Source organism: Aeromonas molluscorum (assembly GCF_051376105.1).
Lineage (GTDB): Bacteria > Pseudomonadota > Gammaproteobacteria > Enterobacterales > Aeromonadaceae > Aeromonas > Aeromonas molluscorum.
Genome location: NZ_JBPQCY010000001.1, coordinates 1180942 through 1196011, shown reverse-complemented (window position 1 = coordinate 1196011; position 15070 = coordinate 1180942). Strand labels below are relative to the sequence as shown.

The window sequence follows — 15070 nt, the reverse complement described above, 5'->3', positions numbered from 1 at the left end:
GTTATTGTCTCTTTTGTCATCACAAGGAGTTAGGGGCCATGAGCAAGGGGGTATTGATCACGGGGGCAAGCTCGGGACTCGGTCGCCAGTTGGCACTGGATTATCACGCCGATGGTTGGCGGGTGTGGGCCTGTGGCCGCGATGAAGGGCGGCTGGCCGAGCTTGCCGTGCTCGGGATCCAGACACTCTGCTTCGATACCCGGGATCCCGCGGCCTGCCAAGGCGCGGCCCGGCAGTTGGATGGGCTGGATCTGTTGATCCTCAATGCCGGTAGCTGCGAATACCTGGATGAGTTGCCGCGCTTCGACGGGGCCCTGTTCGCCCGGGTGATAGAGACCAATCTGGTGGCGACCGGCCATTGTCTCGCGGCCCTGCTGCCTCAGCTGGGCAAAGGGGGGCGCCTGGCCATCGTCAGCTCGTCGGTCACCTGGCTGCCACTGCCTAGAGCCGAAGCCTATGGCGCCTCCAAGGCGGCGCTTGATTATCTGGCCGCCAGCCTGCGCCTGGATCTGAAGGCTTCGGGGATAGGGGTCAGCCTGATCCGTCCGGGATTTATCGACACACCGCTCACGGCCCGCAACCGCTTCACCATGCCCTGCCTGATGACGGTGGCCCAGGCCGCCAGCGCCACCCGGCGTGGTCTGGCCCGGGGCCTGCACAATATTCACTACCCAAATGGCTTCATCTGCATGCTGCGCCTGCTGGGCGCCCTGCCGACCGGGCTCTGGTTACGACTCTCGAAAGGACTCGGATAATGAAGAAAATCGCCATCGTCGGCTCGGGGATCTCGGGATTGACCGCGGGTTACCTGCTACACCGCCACCATGAGATCACCCTGTTTGAAGCCGCGCCCATGCTCGGGGGCCACACGGCAACCGTGGACGTCAGCCTGGATGGGCAGAGCCACAGTGTCGACACCGGCTTCATCGTTTTCAATGACAGAACCTACCCCAACTTCCTGCGCCTGCTCGATCGCATCGGTGTGGCCCGCCAGGCCACAGAGATGAGTTTCTCCGTCAAGAGTGCCGAGGGGCTCGAATACAACGGTCATAACCTGGATACCCTGTTTGCCCAGCGCCGCAATCTGCTCAGGCCCGGTTTTTACCGCTTCATCAGGGAGATCTTGCGCTTCAATCGCGAGGCCAAGGCCTGGCTGGCCGAGGAGGGGAAAGATGCAAAGCCGGAACTGACCCTGGGGCGCTTCCTGCAAGAAGGGCGATTTAGCGACCACTTCGCTCGCCACTACATACTGCCCATGGGCGCGGCCATCTGGTCATCGACCCTGGCGGACATGCGCGCCTTTCCCCTCGGTTTTTTCCTGCGCTTTTTCGATCATCACGGCCTGCTCAATGTGGCAAATCGGCCTCAGTGGTACGTGATCCCTGGCGGCTCGCGCCAATACATAGCGCCCCTGACCCGGGGCTGGCAGGAGCGAGTCCGGCTCGCCAGCCCGGTGCAGTCCATCTCCCGCACCGAGCGGGGGGTCTTGATCCAGAGCCGCCACGGGGAGGAGGCGTTTGATGAGGTGATCCTCGCCTGTCACAGCGACCAGGCCCTCGGCCTGCTGAGGGATGCCAGTCAGGACGAGCAGCGCCTGCTTGGCGCCATGGCCTATCAGGCCAACGATGTCTGGCTCCATACCGATCTGGCGTGTCTGCCGACCCGCCGCAAGGCCTGGGCGAGCTGGAACTACCGGCTCGATCAGGGGGAAACCCAGCGCCCCCTGGTCACCTACAACATGAACATCTTGCAGGGGATCCGCACGAGAGAGGCACTCTGCGTCAGTCTCAATCCCCAGGGACAGGTCGATGAGGGCAAGGTATTGCGGCGCTTTGTCTACGAACATCCTGTCTTCAATCTGGGCTCCTTGGCGGCTCAGGAACAGAGGATGCAGATCTGCGGCCAGCGCCACACCCATTTCTGCGGTGCTTACTGGTACAACGGCTTTCACGAAGACGGGGTGCGCAGCGCCCTCGACGTGGCTCGCCGCTTCGGGGTCGAGCTATGAGTACGCCAGTCGAATCAGTACTGCACAGCGCCCTCTGGCAGGGGTCGGTACGCCATCGTCGTTTCGCCCCTCGGGCCCATGCTTTCTCCTATGGTCTCTTCATGCTGGGGTTGGATCTGGATGAGCTGCCGACCCTCAACCGGGGCCCCTGGTTCGGGGTCGAGCGGGCAGGCTTGCTGTCGTTTTGCCGACGGGATTATCTGCGCGGCAGCGAGGGTTCCCTCAAGACGGCGGTGTGGGCCAAAGTGAGCGAGCTGGGCGGCCCCCCCGAGCCCGATGGCCGAGTGTTGCTGCTTGGCAACGTGCGTTGCCTGGGCTTTTACTTCAGCCCGGTCAATTTCTACTTCTGCTACCAAGGGGAGGCGGCCCGTTATCTGTTGGCCGAAGTTGCCAACACGCCCTGGAACGAACGTCATTACTACCTGCTCGACCTGGCCGCTCTGGCTCCCCATCCCAAGGATTTCCACGTTTCTCCCTTCATGGGGCTGGCGATGCGTTATCACTGGCGCATACGCTCCCCCGGGGAGCACACCCTGATCCACATAGAGAGCCATCCCGACAGCGGGGAGGCCAAGTTATTCGATGCCACCCTGACGCTGGCTCGGCAACCGTTCGAGCGTGACGCCCTGATGAGATTGCTGCTGCGCTGGCCCTGGATGACCATGAAGGTACTGCTTGGCATCTATTGGCAGGCGCTGCGTCTGTTTATCAAACGAACCCCTATCTTTAGCCATCCGGAGACTCGCTGATGGAACTGGTGCAATCCCCGACCTCAATGACCTTTATCGATCGCTGGGCCCGCGATCTGGTGCTTGGCCTGCTGCCAAGGCTGGAACAGGGCCATCTATTGTTGCGTGATGGCGAGCGCCGGCTGAGTTTCGGCGATCCCGCGGCCGAGTTGCAGACCGAGCTGGTGGTGCAAGATCCCAGTTTCTATCGCCGCCTGTTGCTGGGGGGCAGCATAGCCGCTGGTGAGACCTGGGTGGAAGGTTTGTGGACCAGCCCGGATCCGGTCGCCCTGGTGCGGTTGTTGGTGCGCAACATGACGCTGCTCGACAAGCTGGAGCGGCGTCTGAGCTGGCTCAGCTTCCCGTTCAACAAGGTGCGCCACTGGATCAATCGCAACACGCTTACGGGGTCTAGATCCAACATTGCGGCTCACTACGATCTGGGCAACCGGCTCTATCAGGGCTTTCTCGATAGCCAGATGCAATATTCGAGCGCCATCTATCCCCATGCCGAGGCGAGCCTGGAAGCGGCGCAGGAGGCCAAGTTGCGCACCATCTGCGAGCGGCTGGAACTGGGTCCTGATGACCATCTGCTGGAAATAGGCACCGGCTGGGGCGGGCTCGCCATCTATGCCGCCCGCCATTATGGCTGCCGGGTGACCACGACGACCATCTCCCAGGCCCAGCATGACTATGCCTGTGACTGGATAGCACGGGAGGGGCTGGGGGATCGCATTACCCTGCTGCTGGAGGATTACCGCAAGCTGGAGGGTACCTTCGACAAGTTGGTCTCCATCGAGATGATTGAGGCGGTGGGCCACGCCTTCCTGCCGGACTATTTCCGCCAGCTGTCGCGCCTGCTCAAACCAGGTGGTCGCCTGCTTATCCAGGCCATCACCATCGCCGATCAGCGCCACGCCCAGTATGTGCGTAGCGTCGATTTCATCCAGCGTTACATCTTCCCCGGCGGCTGTCTGCCGAGTGTCTCCCAGATGGCGGGATTGATAGCCAAGGAGACCGACATGCAGCTGGTGCGCCTGCACGATCACGGCCATCACTACGCCCGTACCTTGGCCCACTGGCGTGAACGCTTCCTCGCCCTGGCCCCCGAGCTGCCCAAACTCGGCTACAGCCAGGACTTCATGCGGCTGTGGCATTTCTATTTTGCTTATTGCGAGGGGGGATTCTGGGAGCGGGCTATCAGCCTGGTGCAACTGGAGGCGGCCAAGCCGGGTCCGGCGGGTTGGCATGGCGGCCTGCCGGGGCGCGATTGAGCGAGCAACCTGCTACGGGTAGCCGCTGGTGGCACTGGGGCCAACTGCTGGGGTTCAACCTCTATTGGTGGCTGGCAGTCAGTGAGCAGATGCTCTGGCCTCTGGGCCTCCTGCTTGCGCTGCACCTGCTCTGCTCGCCAACACCTTGGCGGGATCTGCGTTTGCTGCCACTGGCATTGTTCGGTTGTGCCCTGGACTATGGCTTGACGGTGCTCGGACTCTTTGAATTCGATGATGGATTTCCGTCTTGGCTCGTTCTGCTCTGGCTTGGCTTTGCTCTCACCCTGGCCCATGGCCTGGCCTGGCTGGCCGCACTACCTCGCTGGCAGCAAGCTGTGCTGGGGGGATTTGGCGGCGCTGGCTCTTATCTCATCGGGGTTGGGCTTGGCGCAGTACACTTAGGTTCTGAAATAGGGGGATGGGACATCGGGGAGGGCAGCTGGTCAGGTGGCATCATTTTGTTGCTCATCTGGTGCCCTCTGTTGCCCCTTCTGGTGAGGATAAGGGTCATGCTGTGGAGGTGACTCAAGATGAACGCCTTTTCTGCCGAGACACTGCTTTTTTCAAAATGGACCAGGGAGACTCAGTTCGAGCAGGCCGAGCGCTTCTTCATGGTGATCTCTTGCCAGCGGGATGGCACGGGCCAGCTCAACAGGGTCATTTTGCAAGACATCAATACGTTGCAAGAACAGGAGCTAGATTGGCATGAACTGGAAGATCCTGCACGTTGGCGCATGGGCTGGCATTAGTCTGCTCTGTTGGAGTTCTTTGAGCTGGGCGGCGCCCTGGCAGCAACTCCGAACGGTGGGGCAGGGGGAGATGCACTGGCTCTGGTTCAAGCTTTATGAGGCCACCCTCTACAGCCAGGATGGCCGCTATGTCGCGCGCCGCTATCCCCAGGCGCTCTCGCTCACCTATGCCCGTGACATCGACAAGCAGGATATCCTGGATGCCACCGGACAGGAGTGGCAACGACTGGGCCTGGGGGATGAGCGGCAGCAGGTACGCTGGCTGGGGGCGCTGTCGAACATACTGCCCGACGTCAACAAGGGAGATCGGCTCACCTTCTATGTTAATGAGCAGGGACTCGGTGAGCTCTGGCTGCGCGACGCGCCCCTGGGCCTCATCACTGAGCCTGGCTTTCCTGATGCCTTTCTTGCCATCTGGCTCGCCGACAATAGTCGGGATCCGGCGCTGACCCGTCGCCTGCGTGGTCAGCCCTGAGCCGCGCTCAGCGATCCGGCGTCGGGGCATGGCCGTATCTCATCTGTGAGGCATAGCCTGTGTCAGCCCGGTTGACACCAGGCTTTGCCATATCCCTGGGATGGAGGCGCCAGTTAAGGGCCCCAGCGTACCAGGGCAATCAATCCCCCATCTGGAGCCTGTTATGACGTTATACCCTGGCCGCTGGCGCGGCGTTATTCTCCTGCTCTTACTCGCTTGCCTCGGTGGTTGTGGCGTTAGTCCGGATGCCTATCGTGGCCAAGGGCCAGACTGGGATCTTGCCCGCTTTTTCAACGGCAAGCTGGTGGCTCATGGTCTGGTGACCGACCGCAGCGGCGAAGTGACCAGTCGCTTCCGGGTCGAGATGGTGGGGCGCTGGCAGGATGGCAAGGGCGAGCTGTTCGAGCAGTTCCATTTCGATGACGGTCGTCAGCAGACCCGTACCTGGCATCTGGCCAAGGGGGCCGATGGTCACTGGCGCGGTACTGCATCGGACGTAGTGGGGGAGGCGATAGGCAAGACGGAAGGCTTTGCCCTCAACTGGCGCTACCAACTTGACCTGGCGCTGCCTGATGGCGATGTGGTGAGGGTGAGCTTCGATGACTGGATGTATCTGCTTGATGAGGATCGCCTCATCAATCGGGCCCAGATCAGCAAGTTTGGTATTCACCTCGGCGAGGTGATCCTCTATATCGAGCGACTGGGCGCCACCCCTCCTGCCCCTCCCGGTAACGGCAGCAATAAGGAAACCATTGATAGCCATTTGCTATCAATGGTTTAGCTAATAGCGATTACCTTTTGAGTCTGGTTGGCGATAAGCTACCCCTGTTTTCAAATCTGGAGGTGCATGATGAAGAACCCAATCGGCCTTGATATCGCCCAATCTCAAGCCCTGGCAACCGAGCTGAATCAGCTGCTGGCCAGCTACCAGATCCTCTACATGAACGTTCGCGGCTTCCATTGGAACATCCGTGGCAACCAGTTCTTCGAGCTGCATCTGAAGTTCGAGGAGATCTACAACGATTTGTTGCTGAAAATCGATGCCCTGGCCGAGCGTATCCTCACTCTGGATGGCGTGCCCCTGCACAGCTTTAGCGACTACTTGAGCGTCTCCGCCATCCCGGAGCAGAAGGGGCTGCATGACGGCCGTGCCTGCGTCGGCTCGCTGCTGGATGGTTTTCGCGAATTGCTCGGCACCCAGCGCCGTATACTGAGTCTCGCTGCCGAGGCGGGGGACGAGGGCACCAGCGCCTTGCTTTCTGACTACATACAGCAGCAGGAGAAGTTGGTGTGGATGCTGCGCGCCTACCTGGATTGAATCCAGATATTGTATTAACTAGCTGAGTTATCTCTCCTTTTATCTGGTTATCCACCCAGTTGCCGCCCGTTTGGGCGGCTTTTTTGTTTTTGATCTGCATCAATGAAAAGTTAATTGGTAAATTGAATGCCTATTAAGTTTTTTGCGAGAGACATAGAATCGCCACGGAACAAACAACTGAAATGTCCAATTAGGAGAGGCATGATGTTTTGTGTGCAATGTGAACAGACAATTCGTACCCCGGCAGGCAATGGCTGCGCTTATGCACAAGGTATGTGCGGCAAGACGGCTGAAACCTCGGATCTGCAGGATGTGCTGATCTATGCGCTGCAGGGGCTCAGCGCCTGGGCGCTGGCCGCCCGCGAGCACGGTGTCATCGACAACGAGATCGATGCCTTCGTGCCCAAGGCCTTCTTCGCCACCCTCACCAACGTCAACTTCGACTCCGCCCGCATCGTTGCCTATGTCAACCAGGCGCTGGCTCATCGTCGGCAACTGGCCGACCGTCTGGCTGCATTGGCGGTGCAAGTCACCGACTTGCCCCAGGCCGCCGGTTTCGAGCCGGGTGAGGAGCTGCTCGCCCAGTTGGCCCATGCGCCGCAAACCGCGGTCAATCGCGGCAAGAGCGAGGTGCACGAAGACATCATGGGGTTGCGTCTGCTCTGCCTCTATGGCCTCAAGGGTGCCGCCGCCTACATGGAACATGCCCGGGTGCTGGATCAGCAGGATAGCGAGGTGGCCGCCGAGTTCCATCGCATCATGAGCTGGCTCAGCACGGATCCGAGCGAGCTGGATCCCTTGTTCAAATGCGCCATGGAGATCGGCCTGCTCAACTTCCGCATCATGGAGATGCTGGATCTGGGCGAAACCACTGCCTTCGGCCACCCTGAGCCGACACAAGTGCGGGTCACTCCAGTGCCAGGCAAGTGCATCCTGGTCTCCGGCCACGACATGATGGATCTCAAGCTGATCCTGGAACAGACCGCAGGCACCGGCATCCATGTTTACACCCACGGCGAGATGCTGCCCGCGCTGGCCTACCCCTTCTTCAAGCAGTACCCCCATCTGGTGGGCAACTACGGCTCCGCCTGGCAGAACCAGCAGAAGGAATTCGCCAACTTCCCAGGCGCCGTGGTGATGACCTCCAACTGCATCATCGATCCCAAGGTGGGCGACTATAGCGACCGCATCTTTACCCGCTCCATCGTCGGCTGGCCGGGGGTGACGCACCTCGAAGGAGACGATTTCTCCGCCGTGGTGGTGAAAGCCTTGTCGCTGGACGGTTTCAAACACACCGAGCTTGAGCACTTCATCACCATCGGCTTTGCCCGTAATGCCCTGATGCAGGCCGCCCCAGCAGTGATTGACAAGGTGAAAGCGGGTGAAATCAGCCACTTCTTCCTGGTGGGCGGCTGTGACGGCGATAAGGCCGAGCGCGCCTACTTCACCGAGTTTGCCAAGGCCGCCCCCAAAGACAGCCTGCTGCTCACTCTGGGCTGCGGCAAGTACAAGTTCAACAAGCTCGACTTTGGCGACATAGGCGGCATTCCCCGTCTGCTGGACGTGGGTCAGTGCAACGATGCCTACTCCGCCATCCAGCTGGCGCTGGCGCTCTCCGAGGCGTTCGAGTGTGGCGTCAACGACCTGCCGTTGACCCTGGTGCTCTCCTGGTTCGAGCAGAAGGCCATCGTCATCCTGCTCACCTTGCTGGCGCTCGGTGTGAAAGACATTCGCACCGGTCCGACTGCTCCGGCCTTCCTGACCCCGGCCCTGCTCAAGGTGCTGGAGGAGCAGTTTGGTTTGAAAGGCACCACCACTGCCGAGGCGGACTTGGCCGAGATCCTGGCTGCCTGAATCCGGTGATAGCGCAAGCCGTGCCAGCCTGATCATCTCAGCATGTTGTAAGCGTTTGGCGAGCCCGATGGCTCGCCTTTTTTTCAAAAACTCGTATTTCAAAAGCTTTTTTAAATGAGGGGCCTTGCGATGATCTCCACCTCCCTTACCCTGCGTTGCATCGGTCGTCGCGCCGACACCCATGATGTGGTGAGCTGGCAGTTAGCGCCGGTTGCAGGAAGCCTGCCCCACGTGCTGGCCGGCCAGTGCGTCACTCTGCACACCGAGATGGATGGCCAGCCGGAGTGCCGCGCCTATACCCTCTCTTCCAGCCCGCAAGACACCCATTGGCAAGTCACCATCAAGGATGTGGGGCGGGTCTCCCATCATCTGCACCAGAGCCTGCAGGTGGGGGACGAGATCCGCGCCGAAGGTCCCTTCGGTGACTTCAACCTGACGGCGCTGCCCTGCGAGCGGCCGCTGCTGCTCAGTGCAGGCTCCGGCATCACCCCCATGTGGGCCATGCTGCGCGACGAGCTGGCCAAGCGGCCTGAGGCGGACATCCGCTTCATCCACAGCGCCCGCTCGCCCCAGGATGTGATCTTCGCAGACGAACTGGCCGTGCTGGCCGCAGCCCACCCCGGCGTGCGCCACGCTTTAGTGCTGGAGAAAGTACTGGAAGAGGCCCCGCCTGCGCACCCCTGGGTTGGCCGACTCAGCCCGGACATGCTCAAGGAACTGGTGCCGGACTTGCTTGCTCGCCACGTCTATCTGTGCGGACCTGCGCCTTACATGGCGGCCGTGAGTAGCATCTTGGCGGAGCTGGGGTTGCCGGCGGAGCAGTTGCATCAGGAGTCGTTCGGCCTGCCTGCTGTTACATCGAGCGCGGCGCCGGTTGCAGCCGCCAGCGACCATTTTTGGCTGACTCTCAACAAGAGCGGCAAGAAGGTGAAGATACTGCCGGGTCAGACCCTGCTCGCCGCCCTGGAAGCGGCGGGAGAGCGCATCAATGCCGCCTGCCGAGCCGGAGTGTGTGGCGCCTGTCGCTGTAACACGACCGGCGAGATCGAACGGCAGAGCGTGATGACGCTGAGTGAGCAGGATCTGGAGGGCGGCGTCGCACTGGCCTGCTCCTGTACCGCTAGGGGGGATGTCAGCCTCGACTATTGAGGGGCGTCATTAGTATCTCACTCTTTTCCCGAGCGGGCAGGGCGGGTAGACTCTGCCTCAGTTTCACCAAACACGGGATAACAAATGACGATATTGGTCACAGGGGGTGCCGGTTACATCGGCTCCCATACCCTGGTTGAGCTGCTGGGTGCCGGGCAGCGGGTCGTGGTGCTGGACAACCTCTCCAACTCGTCTCTCGAGTCCCTCAAACGGGTCGAGCGGATCACCGGCAAGCCGGTCACCTTCGTCGAAGGGGATATTTTGGACAGGGCTTGTCTGCAGCGGCTGTTTGCCGAGCACGACATTGCATCCGTGATCCACTTCGCCGGCCTCAAGGCGGTGGGGGAGTCGAGCCAGATCCCGCTCACTTACTATCAGAACAACATTACCGGCACTCTGGTCTTGTGCGAGGAGATGGCAAAGGCGGGCGTGTTCCGGCTGGTGTTCAGCTCCTCGGCCACCGTCTACGGGGATCCCGCCTCCGTGCCGCTGCGGGAAGACTTCCCCACCAGCGCCACCAACCCCTATGGCCGCTCCAAGCTGATGGTGGAAGAGATACTGCGGGATCTCTCCAGATCCGATCCGCGCTGGTCCATCGTGCTGCTGCGCTACTTCAACCCGGTCGGCGCTCACGAGAGCGGCCTCATCGGTGAAGATCCCAACGGCATCCCCAACAACCTGCTGCCCTATATCAGCCAGGTCGGTGTCGGCAAGCTCAAGGAGCTGGGGGTGTTTGGCAATGACTATCCGACCCCCGATGGCACCGGCGTGCGAGACTACATCCACGTGGTGGATCTCGCCATCGGTCACCTCAAGGCGCTGGCCCGCATCGAGTCAGATAGTGGCGTATTCACCTACAACCTGGGTACTGGTCAGGGTTATTCGGTGCTGGAGATGATCCGCGCGTTCGAAGCCGCCAGTGGCCGCACCATAGCGTACCAGATCAAACCCCGTCGCCCCGGTGACATCGCCGAGTGCTGGGCAGAACCGCACAAGGCCAGCGCTGAACTTGGCTGGCAGGCGCAGCGCGGGCTCGAGCAGATGATGGCCGACACCTGGCGCTGGCAAAGCCAGAACCCGAACGGTTATCAGTCGTAAGAGGTTGAACGGCAGATGGCAAAACGCCCCGACCAATGGTCGGGGCGTTTTAGTATGACGGGCAGTGTGTGACGGCTGAGTTACTGGATGGCTTTGCCGGCGCGTGCATCCTTGATCACATCTTGCAGGCTGGCCATGTCGCGAGGGGCGCCACGCAGGATCTGATCACCGATGATGAAACCCGGGGTGCCCGAGATATTCATGGCTTCGGCCAGTGCCCGGTTGGTGCCCAGGATCTTGTCTATGCTGGCATCCTTGAACTTGGCCTCGGCCTTGCTCCAGTTGACCCCAGCGCTTTCGGCGATCTGTTTGACCTGAGCTTCGCTGGCCAGCGGGCCCTGATGAGAGTAGAGAGCGTCATGGAAGGCCTGATACTTCTCGGGCTGACTCAGCTGGACAGCCAGGGCGGCGCGTGCGGCATAGGCGGAGGTCGGGCTCAGTATGGGGAACTGTTTGTAGATGTAGCGAATGTCCTTGTCTTCGGTCAGCAGCTGCTTGACGAGGGGGTGAGCCCGTTTGCAGTAGCCACAGTTGTAGTCAAAGAACTCGACCACGGTCAGCTTGCCTTTGGGGTTGCCGGCCTCGGGATCCTTGGCGCCATAGAGATCACTGGCATGGGCCTGGATCATCGCCTTGTCGTTGACCGATTGCTGGCTCTCCTGCTTGGCGCGCAGGGCATTGGACATCTCGACCAGGATTTCCGGGTTCTTGACCAGATAATCACGCACTATCTGTTCGACGTCGGACTTGGTCAGTTCGCTGGCCTGGACGGGGGCCGCGAGCAGGGACGCGCCAGCCAGGGCGCAAAACAGGGCATGCTTGATCGTCTTCATTCCATCTTTCCTGGCATTTTTACAGTGTTGCCTATAGTGGTGGAGCCATGCATCAAGTCAAGCCATCCGCTTGAAAAAGCGGGTCTTATGAGTTTTTTATCTACCAGATGTGCCAGATAGGCCAATAAAGCAGCAAACAGTCTGACAGGGGATTTACAAGGGCTCCGAGCATGGGTAATATCCGTCGCACTGCTGCGGAGGGGTGGCAGAGCGGCTGAATGCACCGGTCTTGAAAACCGGCGATGGGTGACCATCCGTGGGTTCAAATCCCACCTCCTCCGCCATTTATTGAAGCCAAAAAGGCCACCCAAGGGGTGGCCTTTTTGCATTGGGACTTTTGGTGCTTGCACAGCATTATTACTGTGCGTCGTCATGTTGCGCGGCTACCTGCAAGGCCGGCTGCCATGGCGGAGATCAGGCGCCACGTGTTATTGCTGCTACCAGTCTCGATAACTGCACAGGCGATAGCCTCGCTCGGCGATGAGGGCTGGCAGGGCTGGGTCGGTGAGAATGGCGAGCTCGGTGAGCCGGGGCAGGTTGTAAGAGCTGCGCTGCACGTCGAGATCGATGAAAGCGGGGTGGCACATGATCTCAAGGGAGCTTGCCCCTTGCTCATCGGCATCATCGAGCAGTTGCAGCAACCACTCCCGGGTGAGCTGTTCGCCATAGAAGCGACTGTCGAAATGCTCGCAGCTGAGCGCGTCAGTGACGGTCAAACCGTGGCGGCGAACTTCATCTCTGTCGATGCGCAGGGGAATACCCTGCTGCCGGGCAAAGGTTTCCACCAGCGGGTAGATGGTCGGCAACATATGCACATGGTGATGGCTGTCGATATGGCTGGGCGCCCGGCCAAACAGCGTCACGAAGCGGTCGAACTGCTGGTGGAGCTCCTGAATGATTTCGCTCTCGACCAGCAGGCCCTCCTCGCTTTTTCGCCAGATATCCTTGTCCAGCTCCCCTTGGGCGTTTACCAGGCAGGGGAGAGGGGAGAGGGGGTTGCCCCAACTGAGCACAAAATGCAGCCCAATGGGCAAGGCCGGGAAGCGGGCGGCCAGCCAGGCCCCATGTTCTATGGCCGGGGAGGTGACCATGGCGGTGGTCGAGCTGACCACCCCATGCTCGAAGGCTTCCACAATGCCGTAGTTCTGGGCGCGGCAAAGCCCGAAGTCATCGGCGTTGATAATCAATCTTTTATGCATCTCAATCTCCTGTATTGCCCCGCTGTAGGCCAGCGGGGTCCAGTGTCATCAGGCAAGATCCGCAATGGCGGCGGCAAACTTGGGCAAATGCTCGCGGTGTGCCAGCAGCAGCTCCCGCGCAACGATTTTCGCCTCGTTGTCTGAGTGGATCAGCGGATTGAGGTTCATGGCCAGCAGCAAGTCATCGAAGGAGCCACTCATTGCGGCCTGAGAGGCGGCAATCTCGAAGCTCTTGATGAGGTGAATGAGCCCGTTCACCTTGTCGTCAAAGCGAGTGAGGCGCGGGTGGGGAATGGCGCCATCACGGCCCACCAGACAGGTCATCTCGACGGTCCAGTCGGCCGGAATGTTGGTGACATGGCCATGGTGGGGGACTATCACATACTGCTCGCTGCGCTTGTCGTTATGGATGGCGCTGATCACCTCGCAGGCCGCATCGGAATAGTAGGCACCGCCGCGCAGCTCCAGCTCCTTGGGTTTCTCATTGAGTTCGGGGTTCTGGTAGAGCTCAAACAGCGTCTTCTCCACTTTTTGTACCACCTGGGCCCGGGCGCCGCCCTTGTAGAATTCGCCCATCTCGATCCCCAGCATCTCTTTCTCTTTGAAGTAGTAACGCAGGTAGGAGCAGGGCAACAGGCGCAGGCCACGCATCAGGCTCTCATCAAAGGGCAGGTCGAAGATATTCTTGACCGAGCTGGAGCTGGTGAGGCTGCCGTCGATCACCCCTTCGAGCAGCTCATCGAAGCGCGAGACCCCATTGACCCATACATCGCCGATGAAGACCAGGTGATTGAGGCCGAATATGTCGATGGAGAGCGTGTCCTGCGCCGTGACCTTCAGGGCGTCTCGCACAAACATCTGCATGCCGACCGGAATGTTGCACACCCCGATGAAGCGGCGGAACTGGGTGTGACGATGCACGGCTTCGGTCACCATGCCGGCTGGATTGGTGAAGTTGATGAGCCAGGCATCCGGGCAGATCTCCTCTACGTCCCTGATGATGTCGAAGATGACGGGGATGGTGCGCAGTCCCTTGAACAGGCCGCCCGCGCCATTGGTCTCCTGACCCAGCAGGCCATGGCTGAGGGGGATGCGCTCATCCTTCTCCCGGGCTTGCAGCTGGCCGACCCGCAACTGGGTGGTGACGAAGCTGGCGCCTTGCAGCGCGGCGCGGCGATCCAGGGTCTTGTGCAGTGTCATGGGGATGCCGGCTTTGGTGATCATGCGCTGGCAAAGGTCGAAGATGATGGCCAGTTTTGCCTCTCCTTCGGGGACATCGACCAGCCACAACTCGTCGATGGGCAGCTCGGCGTAGCGCTTGATGAAACCATCGACCAACTCCGGGGTGTAGCTGCTTCCGCCACCTATGGTGACCACTTTAAGCTTCGTGTTCATAAACACCTCTTCATCATTCTCAAATAGGTTGAATAAGGAGCCGCTCTGTACCAGGGGTGAGAGGGGCCGCAGCCACCTGGGGCAGGGGCCGATGAATCTGTTTGGTTCGTTCGCAAGGTATTGTTTTTAAAAAAAATACCTTCAGCCCATTTCAGGCAGGGGTCTCAAATTTCGGATAGAGATATTTTCGGTAACTGCCTGGGGTAAAGGAGGTCAGCTTCTTGAAGTTTTTGATAAAGAGGCTGACATCGTTGTAGCCGGTCTCGAAGGCAATATCGGCCACGGAGTCGTTGGTGACTTCCAGCTGCATCTTGGCGTAGTTGACCCGGATCTCGTTGATGATCTGCATCGGTGTCTTGTTGTAGTAACGCCGGGTGGCCCGGGTCAGGTACTCCTGGCTCTTGCCGGAGAGACTGACCAGATTGGCCAGGGCATCTTCGGCGAACAGGGGGCGATCGTGCATGCGCTCCACCGCTTCATGGAGCCAGAGCGGGAGATCTTCGCTGGCCGAAGCATCCTTGTAGTGGCGCAGCCGGTTCATCACCGAGTAGGTTACGCCTTCGAGGAACTCGGTCAGGGCCTCTTCCCTAAATCCGGGGGAGACCAGCACCGACTCTATGTAGCTCAGAAATTCGTTCTTGAGCGGATAGGCCTGGGAGGCCACGAAGTGCTCCGGCAGCAGGTATTTGAAGTGCTCGTCAAAGTAGCTGCGGCTGATCCCGACGTTGAAGATCCGGGTGGTGCCGAACTCGTAGAAGCTCTGATGCGATGAACCCAGCGGAATGAACACCAGATCGCCGCGCTCGAGCAGCACCCGCTTGCCGTTGACCTCCTGGTAGTAACGACCGGTCAACACCAGGGTGAACTCGTAATAGTCGTGCTGGTGCAACCCAGTGCCGCTCACCTGCTTGTTGTAGATGAACATGTGGAAGGGTCTGTTGTTGAACAGCTCGTTTTCCCGGATGGTCTTGACGTTCATTATTCGCCCCT

At 60.1% G+C, this 15070-nt stretch carries 16 protein-coding genes and 1 tRNA gene; 13 read left to right on the top strand and 4 right to left on the bottom strand.

Features of this window, described 5'->3' with window-relative positions; genetic code table 11:
• The first annotated feature begins 38 nt into the window (after window positions 1-38).
• The 12 genes from ACSMDR_RS05730 (at window position 39) to galE (ending at window position 10653) form a co-directional block, all read left to right on the top strand.
• Window positions 39-755, top strand: a complete 717-nt coding sequence (locus tag ACSMDR_RS05730) for an SDR family NAD(P)-dependent oxidoreductase (RefSeq protein ID WP_005896997.1) — start codon at window positions 39-41, stop codon at window positions 753-755.
• Window positions 752-2008, top strand: a complete 1257-nt coding sequence (locus tag ACSMDR_RS05725; RefSeq protein WP_436468204.1) for an NAD(P)/FAD-dependent oxidoreductase — start codon at window positions 752-754, stop codon at window positions 2006-2008. Before ACSMDR_RS05730 ends, ACSMDR_RS05725 begins: the two co-directional genes overlap by 4 nt.
• The gene (locus tag ACSMDR_RS05720) at window positions 2005-2757 is read left to right on the top strand and encodes a DUF1365 domain-containing protein (protein ID WP_436467568.1); all 753 of its coding nucleotides are present in this window, start codon (window positions 2005-2007) and stop codon (window positions 2755-2757) included. Before ACSMDR_RS05725 ends, ACSMDR_RS05720 begins: the two co-directional genes overlap by 4 nt.
• A complete protein-coding gene (locus ACSMDR_RS05715) occupies window positions 2757-4010 on the top strand; it encodes a class I SAM-dependent methyltransferase (protein WP_436467567.1) in 1254 nt (417 codons plus the stop codon). The genes ACSMDR_RS05720 and ACSMDR_RS05715 overlap by 1 nt, the downstream gene beginning before the upstream one ends.
• Entirely contained in the window at window positions 4007-4534 is a 528-nt protein-coding gene (locus ACSMDR_RS05710; RefSeq protein WP_436467566.1) for a DUF2878 domain-containing protein, read from the top strand. The genes ACSMDR_RS05715 and ACSMDR_RS05710 overlap by 4 nt, the downstream gene beginning before the upstream one ends.
• A 6-nt stretch (window positions 4535-4540) precedes the next feature.
• Window positions 4541-4759: a TIGR02450 family Trp-rich protein gene (locus ACSMDR_RS05705; protein ID WP_005897010.1), complete on the top strand. Its 219-nt coding sequence runs from the start codon at window positions 4541-4543 to the stop codon at window positions 4757-4759.
• Entirely contained in the window at window positions 4716-5234 is a 519-nt protein-coding gene (locus tag ACSMDR_RS05700; RefSeq protein WP_436467565.1) for a chalcone isomerase family protein, read from the top strand. The genes ACSMDR_RS05705 and ACSMDR_RS05700 overlap by 44 nt, the downstream gene beginning before the upstream one ends.
• Window positions 5235-5397: 163 nt before the next feature.
• Complete coding sequence (locus ACSMDR_RS05695) at window positions 5398-6015, top strand: DUF3833 domain-containing protein (RefSeq protein WP_436467564.1); 618 nt, start codon at window positions 5398-5400, stop codon at window positions 6013-6015.
• A 69-nt stretch (window positions 6016-6084) separates the two neighbouring features.
• On the top strand, window positions 6085-6552 hold the full coding sequence (locus ACSMDR_RS05690; protein ID WP_436468203.1) for a Dps family protein: 468 nt from the start codon (window positions 6085-6087) through the stop codon (window positions 6550-6552).
• Window positions 6553-6756: 204 nt separating this feature from the next.
• The gene (gene hcp, locus ACSMDR_RS05685; protein ID WP_436468202.1) at window positions 6757-8406 is read left to right on the top strand and encodes a hydroxylamine reductase; all 1650 of its coding nucleotides are present in this window, start codon (window positions 6757-6759) and stop codon (window positions 8404-8406) included.
• Between the two features lie 129 nt (window positions 8407-8535).
• A complete protein-coding gene (locus tag ACSMDR_RS05680) occupies window positions 8536-9555 on the top strand; it encodes an FAD-binding oxidoreductase (protein ID WP_436467563.1) in 1020 nt (339 codons plus the stop codon).
• Between the two features lie 84 nt (window positions 9556-9639).
• Complete coding sequence (galE, locus tag ACSMDR_RS05675; RefSeq protein WP_436467562.1) at window positions 9640-10653, top strand: UDP-glucose 4-epimerase GalE; 1014 nt, start codon at window positions 9640-9642, stop codon at window positions 10651-10653.
• Between the two features lie 80 nt (window positions 10654-10733).
• On the opposite strand, the gene ACSMDR_RS05670 is transcribed toward galE, so the two are convergent.
• On the bottom strand, window positions 10734-11486 hold the full coding sequence (locus ACSMDR_RS05670; RefSeq protein ID WP_436467561.1) for a DsbA family protein: 753 nt from the start codon (window positions 11484-11486) through the stop codon (window positions 10734-10736).
• Between the two features lie 196 nt (window positions 11487-11682).
• On the opposite strand from ACSMDR_RS05670, the gene ACSMDR_RS05665 reads away from it, so the two are divergent.
• Window positions 11683-11770 (top strand) — tRNA-Ser (locus ACSMDR_RS05665).
• Between the two features lie 153 nt (window positions 11771-11923).
• Here the strand turns inward: ACSMDR_RS05665 and chbG are convergent.
• From chbG to chbR, 3 genes are all read right to left on the bottom strand, one after another.
• Window positions 11924-12685 carry a chitin disaccharide deacetylase gene (gene chbG, locus ACSMDR_RS05660; protein WP_436467560.1) on the bottom strand — a complete coding sequence of 254 codons (762 nt, stop codon included), beginning with the start codon at window positions 12683-12685 and terminating at the stop codon, window positions 11924-11926.
• A 48-nt stretch (window positions 12686-12733) separates the two neighbouring features.
• Window positions 12734-14080, bottom strand: coding sequence for a 6-phospho-beta-glucosidase (locus tag ACSMDR_RS05655; protein WP_436467559.1), 1347 nt, complete (start codon window positions 14078-14080; stop codon window positions 12734-12736).
• A 151-nt stretch (window positions 14081-14231) separates the two neighbouring features.
• Entirely contained in the window at window positions 14232-15059 is an 828-nt protein-coding gene (gene chbR, locus ACSMDR_RS05650) for a transcriptional regulator ChbR (protein ID WP_436467558.1), read from the bottom strand.
• Between the last annotated feature and the right edge of the window lie 11 nt (window positions 15060-15070).

Bases quoted from the DNA above. Each gene is read 5' to 3' on its own strand.
- ACSMDR_RS05715 (WP_436467567.1), top strand. From the start codon at position 2,757: ATGGAACTGGTGCAATCCCCGACCTCAATGACCTTTATCGATCGCTGG.
- hcp (WP_436468202.1), top strand. From the start codon at position 6,757: ATGTTTTGTGTGCAATGTGAACAGACAATTCGTACCCCGGCAGGCAAT.
- ACSMDR_RS05695 (WP_436467564.1), top strand. From the start codon at position 5,398: ATGACGTTATACCCTGGCCGCTGGCGCGGCGTTATTCTCCTGCTCTTA.
- ACSMDR_RS05655 (WP_436467559.1), bottom strand. From the start codon at position 14,080: ATGAACACGAAGCTTAAAGTGGTCACCATAGGTGGCGGAAGCAGCTAC.
- chbR (WP_436467558.1), bottom strand. From the start codon at position 15,059: ATGAACGTCAAGACCATCCGGGAAAACGAGCTGTTCAACAACAGACCC.
- galE (WP_436467562.1), top strand. From the start codon at position 9,640: ATGACGATATTGGTCACAGGGGGTGCCGGTTACATCGGCTCCCATACC.
- ACSMDR_RS05680 (WP_436467563.1), top strand. From the start codon at position 8,536: ATGATCTCCACCTCCCTTACCCTGCGTTGCATCGGTCGTCGCGCCGAC.
- ACSMDR_RS05705 (WP_005897010.1), top strand. From the start codon at position 4,541: ATGAACGCCTTTTCTGCCGAGACACTGCTTTTTTCAAAATGGACCAGG.
- ACSMDR_RS05670 (WP_436467561.1), bottom strand. From the start codon at position 11,486: ATGAAGACGATCAAGCATGCCCTGTTTTGCGCCCTGGCTGGCGCGTCC.
- ACSMDR_RS05730 (WP_005896997.1), top strand. From the start codon at position 39: ATGAGCAAGGGGGTATTGATCACGGGGGCAAGCTCGGGACTCGGTCGC.
- ACSMDR_RS05720 (WP_436467568.1), top strand. From the start codon at position 2,005: ATGAGTACGCCAGTCGAATCAGTACTGCACAGCGCCCTCTGGCAGGGG.
- ACSMDR_RS05690 (WP_436468203.1), top strand. From the start codon at position 6,085: ATGAAGAACCCAATCGGCCTTGATATCGCCCAATCTCAAGCCCTGGCA.
- ACSMDR_RS05700 (WP_436467565.1), top strand. From the start codon at position 4,716: ATGAACTGGAAGATCCTGCACGTTGGCGCATGGGCTGGCATTAGTCTG.
- chbG (WP_436467560.1), bottom strand. From the start codon at position 12,685: ATGCATAAAAGATTGATTATCAACGCCGATGACTTCGGGCTTTGCCGC.